At 35.6% G+C, this 19753-nt stretch carries 18 protein-coding genes; 9 read left to right on the forward strand and 9 right to left on the reverse strand.

Features of this window, described 5'->3' with window-relative positions:
- Positions 1–14 precede the first annotated feature (14 nt).
- Positions 15–1220 carry a glycosyltransferase family 4 protein gene (locus tag FHR29_RS02970; protein ID WP_183912191.1) on the reverse strand — a complete coding sequence of 402 codons (1206 nt, stop codon included), beginning with the start codon at positions 1218–1220 and terminating at the stop codon, positions 15–17.
- 401 nt (positions 1221–1621) lie between these two features.
- Here FHR29_RS02970 and FHR29_RS02975 point away from each other — a divergent pair, with 401 nt between their 5' ends.
- From FHR29_RS02975 to FHR29_RS03000, 6 genes are all read left to right on the forward strand, one after another.
- Positions 1622–3088, forward strand: coding sequence for an ATP-binding protein (locus FHR29_RS02975; RefSeq protein ID WP_183912193.1), 1467 nt, complete (start codon positions 1622–1624; stop codon positions 3086–3088).
- Positions 3089–3095: 7 nt separating this feature from the next.
- Positions 3096–6692: a response regulator gene (locus FHR29_RS02980; protein ID WP_183912195.1), complete on the forward strand. Its 3597-nt coding sequence runs from the start codon at positions 3096–3098 to the stop codon at positions 6690–6692.
- A 16-nt stretch (positions 6693–6708) separates the two neighbouring features.
- Positions 6709–7080, forward strand: a complete 372-nt coding sequence (locus FHR29_RS02985) for a response regulator (RefSeq protein ID WP_183912197.1) — start codon at positions 6709–6711, stop codon at positions 7078–7080.
- The gene (locus FHR29_RS02990) at positions 7081–7911 is read left to right on the forward strand and encodes a protein-glutamate O-methyltransferase CheR (RefSeq protein ID WP_132842389.1); all 831 of its coding nucleotides are present in this window, start codon (positions 7081–7083) and stop codon (positions 7909–7911) included. It abuts the gene before it with no gap.
- Between the two features lie 12 nt (positions 7912–7923).
- A complete protein-coding gene (locus FHR29_RS02995) occupies positions 7924–8487 on the forward strand; it encodes a chemotaxis protein CheB (RefSeq protein ID WP_132842390.1) in 564 nt (187 codons plus the stop codon).
- A 71-nt stretch (positions 8488–8558) separates the two neighbouring features.
- Positions 8559–8945, forward strand: a complete 387-nt coding sequence (locus FHR29_RS03000; protein WP_132842392.1) for a response regulator — start codon at positions 8559–8561, stop codon at positions 8943–8945.
- Between the two features lie 144 nt (positions 8946–9089).
- On the opposite strand, the gene FHR29_RS03005 is transcribed toward FHR29_RS03000, so the two are convergent.
- A complete protein-coding gene (locus FHR29_RS03005) occupies positions 9090–9998 on the reverse strand; it encodes a diacylglycerol kinase family protein (protein WP_183912199.1) in 909 nt (302 codons plus the stop codon).
- Positions 9999–10081: 83 nt separating this feature from the next.
- On the opposite strand from FHR29_RS03005, the gene surE reads away from it, so the two are divergent.
- Positions 10082–10813, forward strand: coding sequence for a 5'/3'-nucleotidase SurE (gene surE / locus FHR29_RS03010; RefSeq protein ID WP_183912201.1), 732 nt, complete (start codon positions 10082–10084; stop codon positions 10811–10813).
- Positions 10814–10868: 55 nt separating this feature from the next.
- Positions 10869–11126: a hypothetical protein gene (locus FHR29_RS03015; protein WP_183912203.1), complete on the forward strand. Its 258-nt coding sequence runs from the start codon at positions 10869–10871 to the stop codon at positions 11124–11126.
- 40 nt (positions 11127–11166) lie between these two features.
- Here FHR29_RS03015 and FHR29_RS03020 read toward each other — a convergent pair whose 3' ends face one another.
- The 7 genes from FHR29_RS03020 to FHR29_RS03050 form a co-directional block, all read right to left on the reverse strand.
- The gene (locus tag FHR29_RS03020; RefSeq protein ID WP_183912205.1) at positions 11167–11628 is read right to left on the reverse strand and encodes a PA2169 family four-helix-bundle protein; all 462 of its coding nucleotides are present in this window, start codon (positions 11626–11628) and stop codon (positions 11167–11169) included.
- A gap of 259 nt (positions 11629–11887) precedes the next feature.
- Entirely contained in the window at positions 11888–14161 is a 2274-nt protein-coding gene (locus FHR29_RS03025; protein ID WP_183912207.1) for a multicopper oxidase family protein, read from the reverse strand.
- A gap of 139 nt (positions 14162–14300) precedes the next feature.
- Positions 14301–15158: a DUF3347 domain-containing protein gene (locus FHR29_RS03030; protein WP_183912209.1), complete on the reverse strand. Its 858-nt coding sequence runs from the start codon at positions 15156–15158 to the stop codon at positions 14301–14303.
- A gap of 86 nt (positions 15159–15244) precedes the next feature.
- On the reverse strand, positions 15245–15634 hold the full coding sequence (locus tag FHR29_RS03035) for a hypothetical protein (RefSeq protein ID WP_183912211.1): 390 nt from the start codon (positions 15632–15634) through the stop codon (positions 15245–15247).
- Between the two features lie 111 nt (positions 15635–15745).
- On the reverse strand, positions 15746–16438 hold the full coding sequence (locus FHR29_RS03040) for a LytTR family DNA-binding domain-containing protein (protein ID WP_132842400.1): 693 nt from the start codon (positions 16436–16438) through the stop codon (positions 15746–15748).
- A gap of 44 nt (positions 16439–16482) precedes the next feature.
- A complete protein-coding gene (locus FHR29_RS03045; RefSeq protein ID WP_183912213.1) occupies positions 16483–17904 on the reverse strand; it encodes a sensor histidine kinase in 1422 nt (473 codons plus the stop codon).
- 18 nt (positions 17905–17922) lie between these two features.
- Positions 17923–18741 (reverse strand): hypothetical protein, encoded by an 819-nt coding sequence (locus FHR29_RS03050; RefSeq protein WP_183912215.1) that lies wholly within the window; start codon positions 18739–18741, stop codon positions 17923–17925.
- 231 nt (positions 18742–18972) lie between these two features.
- On the opposite strand from FHR29_RS03050, the gene FHR29_RS03055 reads away from it, so the two are divergent.
- Positions 18973–19707: a hypothetical protein gene (locus FHR29_RS03055; protein WP_183912216.1), complete on the forward strand. Its 735-nt coding sequence runs from the start codon at positions 18973–18975 to the stop codon at positions 19705–19707.
- Positions 19708–19753 lie beyond the last annotated feature (46 nt).

Consider the following 19753-nt stretch of genomic DNA (forward strand, 5'->3'; position numbering starts at 1 on the left):
TTGTGGTAGTTTCATTATGAAGATAGTCGTTTATTGCTGTGAAATATGTTCGTAATGTTGTTTTGCTGAACAGTGTCATTGAAACAAATTGTTGAAGTTTTCGATGCTGTGCATAGCTCATTCAGTAACTGAAATTGTTTCTTTCCTACATTTGCCCAAGACATTTGTTTTCCATATTCTAAAGCATTGTTTCTGTAATAGTGCATTTTCTCAGGTTGATCTAAAAGATCATTGACAACTGACGAAAGTGCATGTGCGTCATTAAAAGGAAAGAATAACCCACGGTCATCTGCTAAGAGGTCTTTAGCATACCAATATGGAGTTGAAATACAGGCCGCTCCAGCGCCCAGTGCAAATGACAGTGTTCCACTGCTGATTTGGTTTTCATTTGGGTAAGGAGTGACATAAATATCGCAAGCGCTCAAATATTCCTTTAATAGTTTTTCGGATGCAAATTGATTGACAAATTGCACTTTATGACCAATATTACGGGCCATGACCATATCCATCAAATCATGTCTGTACGCGTCACCTTCATGCTTTAAAACATTTGGATGTGTTGAACCTAATATAATATAAACGAAGTCGTCATTCTCAATTTCAGAAACTGCCTGAATCGCTGTTTCAAAACCTTTGCTTTTACCTAAAAAGCCGAAACTGAGCATGACTTTTTTATTTTGAAATCCTAATTTTCTCTTTGCCATCTCTTGGTCGCAATCGAAGTTTGGAACACCGTGTGGTATTAGACTTACCTGATTACGATCAATTTGATATATTGTCTCTAGCATATTGATGGCACGACTCGTCATAACCGTGATTTTACTGCTATACTGCGCTAGTTCACGGAGAATACGGTATTCATTATGATGGGGATGTTCCAGCACGGTATGTAAGTTGGTAAGAACGGGTACATTTAAGTTTTGAAGTAAGTCAATAATGTAGCTCCCTGTTTCTCCGCCAAATATTCCGTACTCGTGTTGGATGATACAGGCATCAAATGCATTGTTGATGACATCGGCCGCCTGAATATAACTATCTAAATTTTCTTTCTCTATGATATAAGTTACTTCTTCAGGAAACACATATTCCGAACCATCAGATACCGCAAATATGTGATGTTCATTCGCTAAAGATCGTGGCAGGGAGTGATAAAGATCATGTGAAAACGTTGCAATTCCGCACTGCCTAGGTGGGTAAGTTCCAATAATAGCTATTTTCATTTTTTAGTATAAATTAAATCCACAAGAATTATTGAATGATATGGAATATTTCTGTACATTCTTCTTGTGTTAAGAACAGGGTAAACGCTGTTAAGTTCAATTCGAATCGAATCCGGTGATGTAAACAGGCATTTATTCTGATAAACAGGTATAAATTACTGTTATCTCCGAGGTTGTCTCTTTATTTGTCAGTAACTCATAGAATTATCGTTTAAATAATTCCTTTTTATTGTTCATAATTGGAAAATATCGCTTTTTGCAAAGTAATATTTTTGGACCAATATAGTTTGCTTTGTGTCTAGGTGTCATTATTAAAAAATAAAATACTATTTTTAAACTTTATCATTCGAATACCTGTGTTTACACGATTGTTGTTTACAGACGAATTGAACTAAACTGCTATGATTTTAATTGTTGACGATCAAGAAGCGAATATTTATTCACTTAAGAAATTACTCGAATCTCAAAATTTTTCAGTTGATACTGCGCTATCTGGAGAAGAGGCACTAAAAAAGGTTTTAAAGAATAATTATGCATTGATTATCTTGGATGTTCAGATGCCGGGAATTGATGGTTTTGAAGTTGCAGAAACGTTATCTGGTTTTAATAAAACTAAGGATGTTCCGATTATTTTTTTATCTGCTGTCAATAAGGATAAAAAGTTTATTACTAAAGGTTATGCATCAGGTGGTATAGATTATGTTACCAAGCCTATTGATCCAGATATTTTAATGCTGAAAGTGAAAACATTTTCTCGTTTATATGAGCAGACAGTGGCTTTGAATGATATGCAGCAGATACTACGATTGGAAATTGAGGAGCGAAAAAAAGCGCAGCAGGAGTTAAAAGAACAAGTTGAAAATTTGCATTCGACATTAGAGTCACTGCCACAGCTGGCTTTTACGGCAAATGGAGATGGTGAAATAGAATTTGTGAACAGCAAATGGCTATCCTATGCAACATCAAATAAATTTCCTGCAACGCATGCTGATGATCCGGATATACATGTATCTTGGGCAGAAGCATTAATTGCTGAAACACCAATAGAGCTTGAAGTACGTATTAAAGAATTAAAAGCAGAGCTGTTCAGATTTCATTTATTACGAATCATTCCCATTAAAGAAAAGAATAATCAGGTTAAGTGGGTCGGTACCTTTACGGATATTGATGATCAAAAACAGATGGAAAAGAAGAAGGATGAGTTTTTAAGTATAGCCAGTCATGAATTGAAAACCCCATTAACAAGTATTAAGGCATATGCCCAGTTATTGGAGCGAACAATTAATACTGCTAAAGACGTCACAGCAGTCAAATATATCAATAGGGTACAAAGCCAGGTCACCAAACTTAGTGGACTTATTACAGATTTGTTGGACATCTCAAAAATTGAAAACGGGAAATTGAAGATTACAAAAAAGAATTTTGATTTTGAAAACTTACTAACCAATGCTATTGATATTATTTATCAAACCCATGAAAATAATACCGTTACTATTGAGAGGGAAGGTGATCGAATAGAAGAGCTCTTTTTAGGTGATGAAGTTCGTATCGAACAGGTTTTGATCAATTATTTGACAAATGCCATTAAATATGCGCCAAATACAGATCGGATCATTGTACGTACAGAAAAAGAGAATGATCAATTAATCGTTAGTGTTAAGGATTATGGTATCGGTATTCCTGAACATAAGCAAAAGAATATATTTGGTAAATTTTATCGGGTAGAAGAATCATCCGTGCGATTTCAGGGACTTGGTATAGGCCTTTATATCTGTTCGGAGATCATTAAACAACATAATGGTACTGTAGGTATCCAAAGTGAATTGGGTCAGGGATCTACTTTTTATTTTACTCTACCTTTAAATTAGTAAGAAAATGTCTAAACCATTTTTAAGAAATTTACAGATTGGCTTTGGTTTTTCCTTGGTTCTGTTATTGGCAAGTTCTACTGCATCTTATATAAGTATTAAAGAGCAGATCAATAACCGTACAAAAGTTGATCATAGTCGGCGCGTTATTGCATCAGCAAATAAAATCTTAAATGATTTGCAAAATGCCGAGACCGGTCAACGGGGGTTCCATCTTACCGGAAAGGAAACTTTTTTAGAACCGTATATTAATAGTCAAAAATCTTTACCTCAAGCACTAATCTTGACAAGGGAACTTGTGACTGATAATCCTAAACAAAGTCTAGTAGCGGATAGTCTATCCTCTTTAGTAAACTCAAGGCTTGGGATTTTAGCTAATCTCATTACCATAAAAAGACAGGGGGGAGACGTCTCTTTAGCACAATTGGAAGAGGGTAAGCAATACATGGATAGTTGCCGTGCTATTATTGCCAGGTTTATTGATGCTGAAGAGGTTCTACTCAATAGAAGATCTGATGAACTTAATAAATCGTCGTTCTATACCTCAATTTTTGTCGTTATTGCGGCTATTGTTTCGCTATTGATCACCATAGTTTTTTATCTACGTATTCGGGAAGATTTTATCAAGCGAGAAGAGTTACAAAAATCACTGAAAGATAAAGATGAAGAAATTAGCCGTAGGCTAAAAATTACGCAAAGGATTGCAAATAAGATTGCAGGAGGAGACTATACCGTGAATGTGAATGATACGGAGCAAGATGATCTAGGGATTCTCGGCGGTTCGTTGAATCAGATGGCTGATGCTTTAAAACGATCATTTGATGACCTAAATAACAATGAATGGCGACAAACAGGGTTAGCTCAACTTAATGAAACTCTTGTTGGAAATAAAACAGAACAAATCTTAATATCAGATGCTTTAGATCAACTTATCACCTACGGTAATTGTACCAATGGTGCATTTTACCTGTGGGAGCAAAATCGTATAGTACTTAAAAATGCATATGGTTTAGAAGACCGTATGGTAAAATATTTTACTCCGGGGGAAGGTATGATTGGCCAGGTTTTTAAGGAAGGAAAGGTTAAACGGTTTGAAAATCTATCGAAAAGTGATTATGTCGTGAGTTTTGCCAGTGGTCAGATTCGTATCGATCATGTGCTCTTATTACCTGTTTTTGCGGATTATAATTGTATTGGTGTTATTGAATTGGGATCTATCAATCCTGTTGAAAATGTAAAATTACCTTATTTCATAGAAGCAACCCGAAATATCGGGATTGCGATAGCTGCGGCTAAAAGCCGTGATCAAGTACAGCAACTTCTTGAGGAAACGCAAACGCAAACGGAAGAATTACAAGCACAACATGCTGAATTGGAGAATTTAAATACTGAACTTGAAGCGCAGACTCAAAAATTACAATCTTCGGAGGAAGAATTGCGGGTGCAGCAGGAAGAATTAGTACAGTCGAATCACGAATTAGAAGAACGGTCTAAATCTCTTGAAGAAAAAAACCATCTTATCGCCGAGCGTAATTTAGAGATACAGCGCAAAGCTGAAGAGCTGGCACTGAGCACAAAATATAAATCGGAATTTTTGGCTAACATGTCGCATGAACTTAGAACACCGCTTAATTCTATCCTTCTCTTATCCAGGTTGATGTCAGAGGATACTGATGGTAATTTGAATGATGATCAAATTGAATCAGCAAAAGTTATTCAGAGTTCAGGAACAAGTTTATTAAGTTTAATAGATGAAATCTTAGATCTTTCTAAGATCGAATCTGGTAAAATGGAACTGGATTATCAAGATGTAAAATTACAAGATATAACCCATGATTTGCAGAATCTGTTTTTACCATTAATCAAAGAAAAATCACTTTCTTTTGATATATCTATTGATTCGAATATTTCTCATACGATAGAGACAGATCGTTTAAGACTGGATCAGGTTTTAAGAAATCTGTTATCAAATGCGGTTAAATTTACGTCTGAAGGTAAGATTAGTTTATCAATTTCTGAAGATAAAGACCATCCGGAGAATTTGATTTTTGAGGTTAAGGATACTGGAATTGGTATAGCTGAAGACAAGCAGAGAATTATCTTTGAAGCATTTCAGCAAGCTGATGGTTCAACACGGAGAAAATTTGGCGGTACTGGATTAGGACTGTCTATCAGCCGGGAGATAGCCCGCCTCCTTGGTGGTAAGATTTTATTGACTAGTAAAGAGGGCGAGGGTAGTGTCTTTAAATTAATTATTCCGAAAAGGAAAACTGCTGACATAATAAAACCGACGTCTGAGCGATTGATCGATATCATTGCTTCCGATATAGATGAAATGAAGAGTATTGTTGGTGAATCAGTTTCCCCAAATGTCGTTTATACTATTCCTGAAGAGGTCGAAGATGATCGCGATCATATTGTAAAAGGAGATAAAGTTATTCTTATTGTGGAGGATGATACTGCATTTGCGAAGGCTTTGCTCAAGTATACCCGTAAACAGAACTATAAAGGGGTAGTTGTGGTCAGAGGAGATATTGCGGCAGAATTTGCTGCTCGCTATTTGCCCTTAGCTATTTTACTAGATATTCAGTTGCCTATAAAAGATGGCTGGCAGGTTATGGATGAAATAAAAAGCAATCCACTTACTAGGCACATACCTGTTCACATCATGTCTTCTCTTCAGGTCAAAAGAGAGAGTCTACTCAAAGGTGCAATAGATTTTATTAATAAACCGGTTGCTGTTGAGCAGATCGGGGTTATGTTTAAAAAAATAGAGGATGCGCTAACGCGCTACCCAAGAAAGGTTCTTATTGTTGAAGAGAATCCAAAGCATGCTTCAGCACTTTCTTATTTTTTGAGCAATTTTAATATTACTGCTGAAATTAAGACAAATGTTGATGAAAGTGTTCAGGCATTAAGTTCGGATGGCGCAAATTGTGTAATTCTAGACATGGGGGTGCCCGATAAGATTGGTTATGAAACGTTAGAAGCAATCAAAAATAATAAGGGTTTGGAAAATCTTCCTATTATTATTTTTACAGGAAAAAATCTGTCACATGCGGAGGAGGTCAAAATTAAACAATATGCAGATTCCATTGTTATTAAAACTGCCCATTCTTATCAGAGAATTTTAGATGAGGTAGGACTTTTTCTTCACCTAGTTGAAGAAAATACTGCCGACGTACAGAAAAGAAAAGTGAATAAGTTGGGTTCTTTGAGTGAGGTATTAACAGGAAAGAAGGTTTTGATCGCAGATGATGATGTAAGGAACATATTTTCATTGTCAAAAGCATTAGAAAAGTATCAAATGAATGTTATATCAGCTACAAACGGGAAGGAAGCTTTGGTACAGCTAGAAAATAATCCCGATGTATCTATCGTTCTGATGGACATGATGATGCCAGAAATGGATGGTTATGAGACGATCAGGCTAATGCGAAATAATCCGAAATATTCAAAATTGCCTATCATGGCTGTTACTGCAAAAGCAATGACTGGTGATCGGGAAAAGTGTATTGTAGCAGGTGCATCTGACTATATATCTAAGCCAGTTGACACCGATCAACTGCTATCTCTACTCCGCGTATGGTTATATGATAATTAAGAGCATAAAATAGGTGATGAAGAAAGCTAAGTTAGTATTGATTATCGATGATGATAATCGCAACATCTTCGCATTGCGATTGGCTTTAAAGTCGCGAGGATATCAATCACTTTCCTGTAACAGTGCCCAAGAAGGGTTGGAGTTATTGGATAAGAATAGCGACATTGAGATTGTTTTAATGGATATGATGATGCCCGATATGGATGGCTATGAGGCTATTCAGGTGATTGGAGCATCCAAGACTTATGGTCATATTCCAGTGATTGCTGTAACAGCTCAAGCCATGCAGGGGGACCGTGAGAAATGTTTGGAGGCGGGTGCTCGTGCTTATGTGCCAAAACCAATAGATTTAGATCTCTTAATCCGTATAATTGAACAGAATAGTTAGATGTGGGAACCTAGTATTATAAAAAATGAGGATATCGAGCTACTTTTGACAGATGTGGCAGAACGGTATGGTTATGATTTTACGCAATATAGTAAAGCTTCATTGAAAAGACGGTTAAATCGACTGTGTCTGATCGATAAATTTACAAGCTTTGCAGAACTGAGATATCGGGTAATAAGTGATCCCGAATACCTGCAACGTTTTGTTGAGGAAATTACCGTCAACGTCACCGAAATGTTTCGTGATCCAAATTTTTATAAGGCTTTACGCGAAGATGTTTTTCCCCGATTAGGTACCTATCCTTTTATACGGATTTGGGTAGCGGGGTGTTCTACTGGAGAGGAAGCCTATTCAATTGCAATTTTGCTCAAGGAGGCTAATTTGTATCATAAATCATTGATTTATGCGACAGATATTAATCCAGGAGTCTTAGAACGGGCAAGCAGTGGGATGTTTCCCATCAGCCAAATGCAACAATATTCGGAGAATTATATACAATCTGGAGGTTTAGAGGATTTTTCTAAATATTATGCCGCTAATTATGATTCTGTAAAGTTTAACGGTGATTTAAAAGATAAAATGATCTTTTCGACACATAATCTAGTATCGGATACCTCTTTCAATGCATTTCAGCTAATCCTTTGCCGGAATGTGCTGATTTATTTTGACAAGGATTTACAGAACAGTGTTTTTGATTTATTTGATGAAAGCTTAGATACGCTAGGATATCTGGCATTGGGGTCTAAGGAAACTATTCGTTTTTCTAATTTGGAGAAAAAATATAAACAAATTAACGATGAACGAATCTGGAGGAAAACACGTTCATCATAATTCTCGTTTTAAATGGGTGATTCAATATTCGTAATCGGAGGTTCAGCAGGAAGTATCAAAGTATTACTAGAGGTATTGCCTCAACTTGATATGGGTTTATCATTTCCTATTGTTATCATTTTGCACCGTAAATCTTACCCTGGATCTGTACTCAATAAATTATTAGCTAATAGCAGTAAATTGCCGGTTATGGAGGTGGAGGATAAGATGACTATTTTGCCAGGGAGTATTTATATCGTTCCACCTGACTATCATATGCTGTTTGAAAATCAAACTCAGGTATCCTTAGACTTTTCAGAAAAATTAAATTTTTCACGTCCTTCTATCGATATTACATTTCGATCAGCTGCAGAAACCTTTAAGGAACATGCGGTTGCAGTGCTATTATCGGGAGCAAACGCTGATGGCGTAAATGGATTGAAAGAAATTAAAAAATATGGTGGAACTATTTTGGTGCAAGATCCAGAGACAGCAGAAATAGATTATATGCCTAAGCAAGCCCTATTGGCTATGGAGGTAGACCAGGTATTAAAACCGACCGAAATTGCGTCTTATATCAATCAATTGCGTATTTGACGCAACTAATCTTGCATTAGTTTTTTATTATATTAGCGCCTTATTAACGTTTTCCCATACTTTGATTTACGATGAAAGATAAGACTATATTGCTCTTTGATGATGATGTGAACATCTTGGAAGTTTGCACCATTATTTTAGAAAATTATGGATATCAGGTGGCTACATCTGAGACATCACATGATATTATTGAAAAAGTAACGGCTGTTAAACCTGATGTTATTTTAATGGATAACTGGATTCCTGAGATTGGTGGCATCAAAGCTACTCAACTTGTTAAACAGCACCCAGATTTCAATCATATTCCTGTTATATACGTATCTGCTAATAATGATATTCAGCTCTTAGCAGAAGAAGCGGGTGCAGACAGTTATCTCGAGAAGCCATTTAACTTGGATGATCTTGAAAATGCTGTTAAATCTATGTTGAACTTATCGAAATCAGATTTAAATGTATAGATGAATTGATTATTGTATATGTATTAAAAAAGGATCCTGAACAGGATCCTTTTTTAATTTAGTTCTATATTTTTATACTTCAATTATTATAGTTCATCAGCATTTATCTTCTGCAATTTGGAAAGCCCTAATTTAAATGTTAATTTATGATTGCGGAACAAGAAACTCAAGGACATTTTCTCTTACTTCCAATATTGCAACATTCTTGAGCGGCAGTACCAGTTCATCATCTATATGCATATAGGTGCTTTCGCAATCAATGGTGAGTTGTTTCGCTTCAAATGTTCTATAGTCGAACGTCACTTCTTCATCGTTTAATCTTTTCTTAATGAAATTAGCGAAATCTGATCTCTGATCCTCATCAACGTATACAACGTTAAAAAGGCCATCATCTGTTACTGCTTGTGGTGATAATATTAAATTGGGGCCAACAGATTGGATGTTCATCACTTCTAGTAATAAACATTTACCTTCGTAGATTTTATCATCCGCTTTTATCCAATATTTTTCAGCTTTGGCAGTTTTAATAATTTCATGCAGGACTTCTAAAGCTAATTTTAACTCATCTTTGGCATTTTCAACTTTACTTTTATCAACCGATTCCATTTTCTGGATTAAGTGTGGAAAAACACCGTATCCTGCTCCCTCCAAGAAAAAATCTGTAGAATCTGCATTTTTAATTACACCTACATCAAAACGTTGCCGTTTCGTATTTTTCCAATTTTTAATATGATCTAGGTTTTTTTTAGTACTGTCAATACCCAATGCTATAGATAGGTTATTGGCAGTCCCCATCGGTAATATGGTAATAGGGATCTTTTTCTCAAGAGAATTTCTTTTAACCAATTCCTTAGCGACTCCTCTTACGGTCCCATCGCCACCGGCTACTACGGCAAAATCTGCTTGATCTATTTGATGAATCCATTGATCTCCATTTTTTACCGAAAAGTATACACAAGCATAACCTTCTTGCTCAATTAACGCTATTAAATCAGATTTCAGATGGTCCTCATCGCCTGCTCCGGGATTGTGTAATAAAATTGCTTGTTCCATAGATTTAATTTATATAACAACATTTAGCTTATCCATTTGTTGTTATTTATATAAAATATTTATTTGCAGAAACGATAGAGACTATGAGAATTTTAATTACAAATGACGACGGTATTTACAGTCCAGGCATTGCCGCGCTGGCCAAAGTGGCTAGGAAATTTGGCCAGGTGAAGTTAGTGGCACCAGATGTTGAGCAATCTTCCATGGGACATGCAGTCACGCATTCTAGACCGTTGAGTTATAAAAAATCTCCCATCATATTTGATGATGTGGAAGCTTATCGGGTAAACGGAACTCCAGCAGACTGTGTGGCTATGGGGACTCATCTATGGAACGATGTTGATGTGGTTCTATCTGGTATTAACATGGGGCCAAATCTAGGTAATTCGATGTGGCATTCAGGAACTTTGGCTGCTGCAAAGCAGGCCGTTTTGTTTGGTATTAAGGGCATTGCACTGAGTACACCCGTGGGAAAAACAGAACCTGATTTTGAAGCATTAGAACCTTTTGTAGAAAAAACATTAGCGCTTCTTTTAGAGGACAAAGAATTGGCTCTCTATAACGTTAATTTTCCTGAAAAGCCAAAAGATATCGTTTGGACGAGACAGTCTGTACGTCTATATGATGGTACAATAATACCAGGAACTGATCCATTGGGGCGTAAGCACTATTGGTTTACGGTATCTCCACTTGAACCAGCTGATGAAGGTACGGACAGATGGGCTGTGGAGAATGATATGGTGTCTATAACTCCACTGAGATTAGACTTGACTGATGAAGCAACGCTATTGAAAAAGCTAGGAGCAAATAGGTGATATTTATTATCAATTGCTATAATTCTATAAATGCTAATTTCAATTAAATATACAAATGAAAAATTTAAATATTGCTTTAATACTGATCATCAATGCTTTTTTCTTTTCGTCTTGTCGCGATCGGACAAAAGCTAGTTCCGATGTAATTAAGACTCAAGATACAGTTCATCAGCAACTGAAAGGACTTCCTCTTGATAATCTTCATCGAAGTAGAACTGGGGACTCAACTGTTGATGTTAATGACAGTAAATCAGGTCTTCCTCTCAATAATCTTGAGCGCGATGATGCTACAGATACCGTCGGTCATTTATAAGTTTAGGCTTAAAGGAACTTTGATTTATAGTATACCCAGTTTAATCAGCCTCATCTCTGAGGGTACGAATCTGATCGTGTGCCTTTTTTTGCTTTTCTGCATGATTTCGAATTATGGTGACAATAGCAATAGGAAGATCTGGAGCCTCTTTTAAAGCTCTTTCATATGCTTTTTTACTAGCGTCTTCACCGCGCTCACATTCTTCGAGAATCTGTTTACGATCATGACCGCTTAGTGTTGCTTTGAGATCTAACCAGAAGCGATGCAATTTACCAGAAATTCGTGGCGGTACTGTTGGAGTTTCGCCATCGACTACGGTAAATGGAGCAAGTTCGGAGTTAAACAAGATGGTTTCTTGGATATAACCTTCGAATAGGGAGCGTAAGTCATTATCACGGTTCGATTTTAGGTTTTCTAAAGCTAGCGTGTAGCCTTCGATTCTGTCGTTGTTAATCTGAATCAAATCTATTAGAATTCCTGCAGTAACAGTATCTGTATACATAATTTATTTTTTAGAAATATAACTACTGTAGGAACAAACTGTTCCTGCAAAAAGTTTTTCGACACCATCTCCGCGAGTTTATGTTCTTTTCTAAAACAAAAATTCAAGTTGCTGTCATTTCATACATTAGAAAGTAAATATAAATCTTTAACAAAAAGGGTCTAATGAAAAAATAGACCCTTTATCTGTGCGTTCAGTTGTTTCTTATTTTCTTATTTCCTTATTAACGATACAACACATTAAGAGAAATATATCATTCTTAATAGTTTAATGATAATCCGAATCCCCAGCCCATATCACTATCATAATGCGTACGTATACCCATATTTTTATTGATCACATACGTAAGGTCACCCATATATTCTAGATCTGTGTTAACCATAAAACCTCCTCTTAATCTGGGTGAAATAGGAATGTCTTCTCTCATCAATTGTAGGCGTACTATTCCGTCATGATAAACTTCAGCTTGAAAATTTACAAGCATCGGAAGTGTATACATAAATCCGGCACTGACAGCTCTTCTGACATCTTTTTTATTAACTTGACCAAAGATGTTTTTTTCATGCTCATCTTCGCCCATTCTCCTATATCTCCAATCGAAACCTACAAATGGCATCAACCATTGCATTTTTCCGATGTATCTTCCAAGATGGGTCTCTACTTCATATCCATGCATATCGTTGTAGCCTAATCTCCACTCTGTTCCTAATGACCATCTTGCATTTTGAATCATAGCACTACCGTCATTACCATTTGTTGCGAAATCATTCTGCGCCATGAAGTGGGCCATATTACTTTCTTTCTGTAAGGCTTTATAGGCCTTTTCTTTATTGGGAAGTAAGGGGTTTTTATAATCTCCAACTTCAAAAACCCTGTTCATACCCGCCATCATGTGGTATAAAATATGGCAATGAAAAAACCAGTCTCCCTCTTCGTTAGCTAAAAATTCAATAGTGTCGACTTCCATTGGCATGATATCAATAACATTTTTAAGAGGTGCATTTTCTTTTTTACCATTAAGTACTCTAAAATCAAACCCATGTAGATGTATTGGGTGTCTCATCATGGAGTTATTGTATAGTGTGATGCGTAATACTTCACCTTTCTTTACAGGAATTTTATCACTTTCAGCCAGCACTTTATTGTCCATACTCCAGACATATCTGTTCATATTTCCGGTTAGGGTAAATTTAAGATCTCTTACCGGTGCATCTTTTGGGAGTGTAGTATTATAAGGAGATTTGAGCATGGCATAATTTAGCGTTACAATATCTCCTATAGCATTGGCATTATATCGATCTTTATCCTCGGTCATTTTATGTGAACCATGTTGACTATGATCTTCTTTTTTTGTCTTATCACCAGATATTTCAGGATACATGACTACGTTCATATCCATTTGGTTTAGGCTCATTTTCATGCCCATATCATCCAGATCCCCGTTCATTTTCATCATGTCATTCATCATCTTCATGCCTTCAAAATATTTAAGTCTAGGCAGGGGAGATATGAGCTGTTTTTTTCCGTTTCCTACAAAGTAGCTTGTTGATTTTGTTCTATCTTCTGTCGTCGCCATGAATTCATACGAAATGCCTTCATTAGGGATTGTGAGTACTATATCGTAGGTTTCAGATACTGCAATCATTAATCGGTCTACTTGTACAGGCTCTACATCGTTACCATCATTTGCGACAACGGTTATTTTACCTCCTGCATAGCGAAGCCAAAAATAGGATGATGCACCACCATTTGATACGCGAAGACGAACTTTGTCTCCTGCTTTCAAAGTCTTATTATCTATTTTTTCTAGATTGGAGAACTCGTTTCCGTTCATTAAAACCTTATCGTAGTACACATCACTTACATCCATAGCCATCATACGTTTCCATTCATTTTTGACTTTAGTTTTAAAGTGACCTTCTTTAATAGACTCGGCATAAGATTGGGTAGCACCTTTTTTGATGGCGGCCCAATCATTCGCATTATGCAGCATTCTATGTATGTTATCCGGATTAAGGTCAGTCCATTCACTTAATATAATGGGTATAGTAGGTAAGTCGTCAATTCCTTTTCTGAAAGTTTTATCATCGCTTCTTTTTTTCATGATGAAACTGCCGTACATGCCGATCTGCTCCTGTAAGCCGGAATGGGAGTGGTACCAGTGTGTACCATGTTGGATAATAGGAAAGCGATAGGTATATGTGGTATTGGGTTTTATCGGCTCTTGAGTAAGATAAGCTACTCCATCCTCTTTATTAGGCAAAAATATGCCGTGCCAGTGTAAGGATGTATTTTCTTTTAGCTCATTATGGACCACAATTTCAGCAGTATCACCCTCTGTAAATGTAAGGGTGGGCATAGGAATTTGTCCGTTAACCGAAATTGCCCGTTTTTCTTTCCCTGTAAAATTGACAATCGTATCTCGAACATACAGGTCATATTTGACAACTTTTTGTGCAAACGCAGTTGTTGCACAAATGAGCATAATCAATGTCTGTAATGCTTTTATAGATACATGCTTAGCTATATACATTGTTTATTTATTTTTTAGTGGAAGTTATTCCTAGTTTTAACCAGTGAATAAGTATTTTTGTTTTTTCTGCATTTAATAGTTACATATAGCGTATAGGAATATGATATACGGTGTCTATGTTATTTTAGAATTGTATTTATTAATTCAACGTTTCCACTGTGCTACCACAAGTCAACATATTAGAACCAAAGTATGGGTTTTTGATGGCACTATCTTTACTTAACCAATGTGCACCTTTTCCCGCGTTAAACATGGGACAGTGCTGATAGTAAATGGGACTTTCCAATTCAGATGTTTTTGCTAGATCATAAATTGTTTTGGAAACGTTTGCAAATAGTTCACGTTGTTTTGCAACCGATTTAGATTTGGAAATATTTTCGACATTAACAGTTAAGCCATTAACTCCTTTCATCCATACCTGATGCTCTTCTGAAGATAGTGTATTCATATCTACTGCTTTGACTGCAGCAAGGAATGCCGTTGCTCGGGTGGAGGTAGCCGTCGCGTCAGTCTGTATTAAAGCATCTTTAACTAAAAAATAGCTGTTAAGAACAGTCTGTATTTGATTTTTGTTTGTGGTAGGAGTATGCGTTGCATGATTTGACACCTCGTTGTGATCTTTCAACTGTACGGCATCAGTTTTTGTACCAGTCTTTAATTCTCTTGTATATTGACAACACTCGGGAAGTTTCATATATACATCTGCGGGAGCTAGAAAATCTTCGCTGTCATAACCTGCTAAGGCAATACGTTTTAAGATTTCTTCTCTACTTGTTTTTTGAGCATCATAATTTATTACTGCTTTCTTTGTATCCACATCCCATTCCACCTGAGCGAGATTTTTACTATTTCCTGCTTTTTCTATGGTTGCTTTGCACATGTCACATTCACCATATATATTGACGGTTTCAGTTTTGGTATTATTAATTTGGGCATACGTATTTATGGATGATAATAATACAGTGATTACTATCAATATTTTTGATATTGATTTCATGATTTTAATAATTAAAATAAATTAAAGCTTTCCAAAAGCTAACTCTAGCTTTTGATATGACGTACTTTGGGCATTAAGAGCCCTTTTTAACCTATTTTGGGAGGTAGCCAGATGCTTGAAAATTCTGAGTAATAATTATTTTGCTGAAATCCGAATTTTTGTTTGGCAACAAAAGAAAACTCTTTCAGATTTATATCAAATGGAATGGTTAAGAAAACAGAACAAGAAGAAGAGAGGCATCTGCACGTGACATGGTCGCACTTGCTATGGTTGCAGTCTCCGTGATCAGCTTTCTTAGAAGCATTTTCTGAACAGGAATTATTTGTTTTTGAATGTGTGGACTGATGTTCTTGTGCGGAGGAAGCCTGCTGTGTGTTGGTATGATCCATATCACAGGAATACCCCGTACTTGGCAGGAATAAAAAGCCAAGACAGAATAATAAGATTATACCAATATGAGTCTTCAAATTCTTCAATATGACAAATTTATAAATTAATTGTATTATTTAGTGATATAATGGTAATATTTATTTACTACAATCCTGAAGTCCTCACTTTAGACCCATATAAATGAATTATCGAGAAATTTATAATTTAATGTTAACATTGCCTTTTAATTTTTCTTTGAGATCACTGATATAGGAGCTACTTATTGGAATTATATGATCAGCGATCAAAACAAGATGTCTTTCGACTTTTTCAACCAGCTTTAGATTGATGATATATGACCTGTGTACTTGTAAGAACTGATGTGTTGGCAATAATTCTAGCGCTTCTTTTACGGTCATACGAACTAAAATACTTTTACCTCTTAAGATGTATTTTATATAATTGCCTGTTGCTTCTACGAATAAAATTTGATCAAAATCAATCCGCACCATATTAATTCCATCTTTAACAAAGATATGATTTACAGTAGAAACTGGTTGTTTTTGTTCGTTTGCTTTATTACAGGCTTTTAAAAATCTGGGAAATGAAAATGGTTTTAGTAAATAGTCAATTGCTTCTAGTTCAAACCCTGTTACGGCATGTTCTGAGTACGCTGTTGTGAATATTAACATCGGTTTTTTACTTAGGCTATTGAAAAAATCGATGCCTGAAATATCAGGCATCTTTACATCGAGAAACAAAAGGTCAATTTGTTTTCTCCTCAAGTATTCTAAAGCATCAAATGCATTTGAAAATTTTGCTTCCAAAGTAATATAAGGGACTTTCTGTGCATAGCGATCGACAATATCCAATGCAATTGGTTCGTCATCTATTGCAATAGCTGTTATCATATTTATATTATAATCGATTTAAAGTTAATATACATAAAAAGACCTTAGGAATAAGCGTGCGTACTACTTTTTCCAATTTTCAAAGTCAGCAATGTAAAAAATTCAATTGGAGTTTCTTCAATATGCAATTCATAGTTGCCTTGGTATAGTAAATTTAATCGATGTTTGACATTATCTAAGCCTAACCCAGATTTGTTGCTTTCGGGATCGCGTTCGTTCAATCTATGAATGCTGTTGTAAACACTCAGTTTTAATACGTCTTTGTGTATATTTAAATGAATACGGATCCATGACGGCTTGTTAAGACTTATACCATGCTTAAAAGCATTCTCTATAAATGGAATTAAGAGCATAGGGGCAATAGCATGCGATTCGAGTACTTCAGGAATCTCATAAGTAATCTTAATCATTTCCACTGGCGCGGTTCTTAATGTTTGTAGATCGATGTATTCTTTTAGATATTCTATTTCTCTAGCCAATAGTATCGAATCTTGTTGATTTTCGTGTAACATAAAGCGCATCATATCTCCTAATTTTTGTATGCCTTCAGCAGTCCGCTCTGCATTTTCCTGAAGCGCAATCCCATATATCGTATTCATTACATTAAAAAGGAAATGGGGATTAATCTGAGATTGTAAAAGTTTGAGATCTGATTCAGTCTGCCCAAGTTCATTGCGAAGATTAACAAGTTGTCTAGATTGCTTACGCTGATTGAAATATAGGATGTAGGTCAATGGAATGATCATAATACTTATTAATACACCTGTGAGAATAATCTCATTGTGCAATCTCGCTCCTGAAGCTATCTTGATTATGGAGGCAAAAGGGATATAGGTTAAAATAGCGCTGATGATGGTAAATATGGTATACAGTGAGCGGTTTAATTTGCCGGATTCTAAATGTTCTAGTAGCAAATATTGCTGTAGAGCATATAGGCAGTATCCATAAGGAATTGCTAAAGTCAGATAAGCTAAATAACTGGAAAGGCCAAAAGATATAAAGGTTAGTAGAGCTCCTGAGATAACTACTATAAATGCCTCTTTTGCTATTTTTCTAATAAGAGTTTCTTTTTTATGAGAGAAGTAATAAAACCAAGTTTTTATACCTTCATAGGCAAATAAAGTTATGAAAGTAAACAATGAAATAGGAAAAGAAGGTGAATCAAAAAAATTATCTTTCCATGAATTATGGTTGATGTTAATATTGGAATAGCACCATGTAAGTGTGGACCATGACAGTATGAAAAGTAGTATTGTAGCACCAATTCCCCAATCTGTTTTACCTCTACCAAACAGGTAGGGCCGTAGATAACAAATAAAGGATATTGTGGTCAAAAAGATGGTAAGACCGATGATTTGATAGACCATTGCATGGCTTTGTTCGTTAGCGGTTCGTGTATATATCAAGAGCATTAAAAATAGATATATACTTGTTAGTATGATAAATTCAATTCTTCGCAGATTCATTTTTTTTTGATTTTAAGGTTATTTATTTTGCCACTTCGTGATTATATCTTCAACACCAAGTTGAATAGCTTCTAGCTTGCCATCTGAATTAAAGATATAAACAGTTGGAATTGCCTGGCTTCCCATTGCTATTTTAAATTTGCTATAATCACCAGTCAGGTCACTGGTATATGCCAAATGATCGTTAAATTTAGCATTAATGTTTTTCAATGTATTTATATTTTCTGTATTGTAAAATAAATAAATCTTAGCCCGGCTAGAGAATTGTGCATCTTTAGCAAGTTTGTTCAATTCAGATCTATTGGATTCTCCCATGCAGTCACTCATTCCTGATCCATTATAGATAATGATATTCGTGATATTCTTTTTTAATCTTATAGGTAAATTTGCCGTATCGACTATCGTGAGATGCTCTGGCCATAAATTTCCGATTTTTATCTGATCAATATTAAGATGGTCTTGAATTGCTTTAAATGCTGAAGTTTTTCTTACTCTTAAGGACGTGCTTTCTAAAACATTTTTGAGTTCAGTTTTTGTAAACTGTGCTCGGGTCATAAATATACGTTCTATTCCGCCAATAGTATTTTTGAACGAGATCGCTAATTCTTTGTTTTTACGATTTGTTTCATCTAGATTAGCAATAAGGTCTGCTTTTCTTTTTTGTCTATCTGCAATATTTCTAACAATACTATCCATACGTTTTTCATATTCATTCCATAAGATACTATCCTTTTTTACGTAATCACGATCTAGGTCCTTATGATTTTGCGCAGTCGCATGAAGATGATTTAGAATAATTACATATAAGAGAAATACCATTATTAATTTCGTTTTCATATATTCTTGTATTAATTGACCATACAAGAATATCAACCTTTTATCAGTTGTCAAATTATATGTGACGAATGGGTTTATTTATGGGATAGATTCGATTCGGACCTTCATTTGTTGAACAATATCTAGGTAAAACAACTTTGTTATTTAAGTGTTTAATCATAAACACCTGATCTGCAACGGTTAGTGTTTATGTGTTAAATGAATTAAGTTGAACCTCCTAAAGATCACGTTATGCAGTTTGCTACTCTGACCAGATCCATCCTGTTAGACCTGCAGTCTAAAGGGTACAATATTTTAACATCTAAGAACAGGATTGATGATGAGAATCCTACTTGGTATCCGATTAGTGTACCCAATGTATGGGATTACCTGCTGCAACTAGATGGTAAAACAAAGGTAATGAGTTTTCAGGAACCGGCTGTCCTTGTTATTGAAGACGCTTTATTAAATGTGGAAGATGAACAGCTTGATGGGGAAGTATTTATTGAAGATGATCATTACTTAAGATTGAATCAACGGTTTCACATCTATAATCAATATTATCAATTTGTAGCCAATCCGGAAGTCTATGATTTTTCATTCGACCCACAAAGATTGATTATCCGCAATTATGCCTTACATACTGGGGATCATAGCATGTACCTGGATTACCTTCAATTACATTATCCAGAACATGTTGCTGTAGGAATGAAAGATTTGGAGTCTTTGACCCGATCTTTAATCTGTCTTGATTCTACTCAAGCACATAACTGGTTTATGATGCACAATGTCGCAGTAATAGAATCGGATATTTGGGTCTGTGATGAAGATGCTATTTTAAAAGTATTAGCTGTTCAGGGAGATGATTATAGATGGAACATTTCTGGTGATACTGAGCAGTTAATTTACAATCGCATAGCGCCACAAGATCTTTTGCCTATGCATGATCTCTTTTGGATAGATTCGAGGGTAAGAAAAGAGATATGATTAAATCAAAAAAGGATCGATGGTATATCGATCCTTTTTTTGATAT

Origin of the sequence: Sphingobacterium sp. JUb56 (assembly GCF_014191365.1) — a bacterium.
Lineage (GTDB): Bacteria > Bacteroidota > Bacteroidia > Sphingobacteriales > Sphingobacteriaceae > Sphingobacterium > Sphingobacterium anhuiense.

Excerpts from the sequence above, each read along its gene's own strand:
- FHR29_RS02970 (WP_183912191.1), bottom strand. The coding sequence starts at position 1,220 with ATGAAAATAGCTATTATTGGAACTTACCCACCTAGGCAGTGCGGAATT.
- FHR29_RS02975 (WP_183912193.1), top strand. The coding sequence starts at position 1,622 with ATGATTTTAATTGTTGACGATCAAGAAGCGAATATTTATTCACTTAAG.
- FHR29_RS02980 (WP_183912195.1), top strand. The coding sequence starts at position 3,096 with ATGTCTAAACCATTTTTAAGAAATTTACAGATTGGCTTTGGTTTTTCC.
- FHR29_RS02985 (WP_183912197.1), top strand. The coding sequence starts at position 6,709 with ATGAAGAAAGCTAAGTTAGTATTGATTATCGATGATGATAATCGCAAC.
- FHR29_RS02990 (WP_132842389.1), top strand. The coding sequence starts at position 7,081 with ATGTGGGAACCTAGTATTATAAAAAATGAGGATATCGAGCTACTTTTG.
- FHR29_RS02995 (WP_132842390.1), top strand. The coding sequence starts at position 7,924 with ATGGGTGATTCAATATTCGTAATCGGAGGTTCAGCAGGAAGTATCAAA.
- FHR29_RS03000 (WP_132842392.1), top strand. The coding sequence starts at position 8,559 with ATGAAAGATAAGACTATATTGCTCTTTGATGATGATGTGAACATCTTG.
- FHR29_RS03005 (WP_183912199.1), bottom strand. The coding sequence starts at position 9,998 with ATGGAACAAGCAATTTTATTACACAATCCCGGAGCAGGCGATGAGGAC.
- surE (WP_183912201.1), top strand. The coding sequence starts at position 10,082 with ATGAGAATTTTAATTACAAATGACGACGGTATTTACAGTCCAGGCATT.
- FHR29_RS03015 (WP_183912203.1), top strand. The coding sequence starts at position 10,869 with ATGAAAAATTTAAATATTGCTTTAATACTGATCATCAATGCTTTTTTC.
- FHR29_RS03020 (WP_183912205.1), bottom strand. The coding sequence starts at position 11,628 with ATGTATACAGATACTGTTACTGCAGGAATTCTAATAGATTTGATTCAG.
- FHR29_RS03025 (WP_183912207.1), bottom strand. The coding sequence starts at position 14,161 with ATGTATATAGCTAAGCATGTATCTATAAAAGCATTACAGACATTGATT.
- FHR29_RS03030 (WP_183912209.1), bottom strand. The coding sequence starts at position 15,158 with ATGAAATCAATATCAAAAATATTGATAGTAATCACTGTATTATTATCA.
- FHR29_RS03040 (WP_132842400.1), bottom strand. The coding sequence starts at position 16,438 with ATGATAACAGCTATTGCAATAGATGACGAACCAATTGCATTGGATATT.
- FHR29_RS03045 (WP_183912213.1), bottom strand. The coding sequence starts at position 17,904 with ATGAATCTGCGAAGAATTGAATTTATCATACTAACAAGTATATATCTA.
- FHR29_RS03050 (WP_183912215.1), bottom strand. The coding sequence starts at position 18,741 with ATGAAAACGAAATTAATAATGGTATTTCTCTTATATGTAATTATTCTA.
- FHR29_RS03055 (WP_183912216.1), top strand. The coding sequence starts at position 18,973 with ATGCAGTTTGCTACTCTGACCAGATCCATCCTGTTAGACCTGCAGTCT.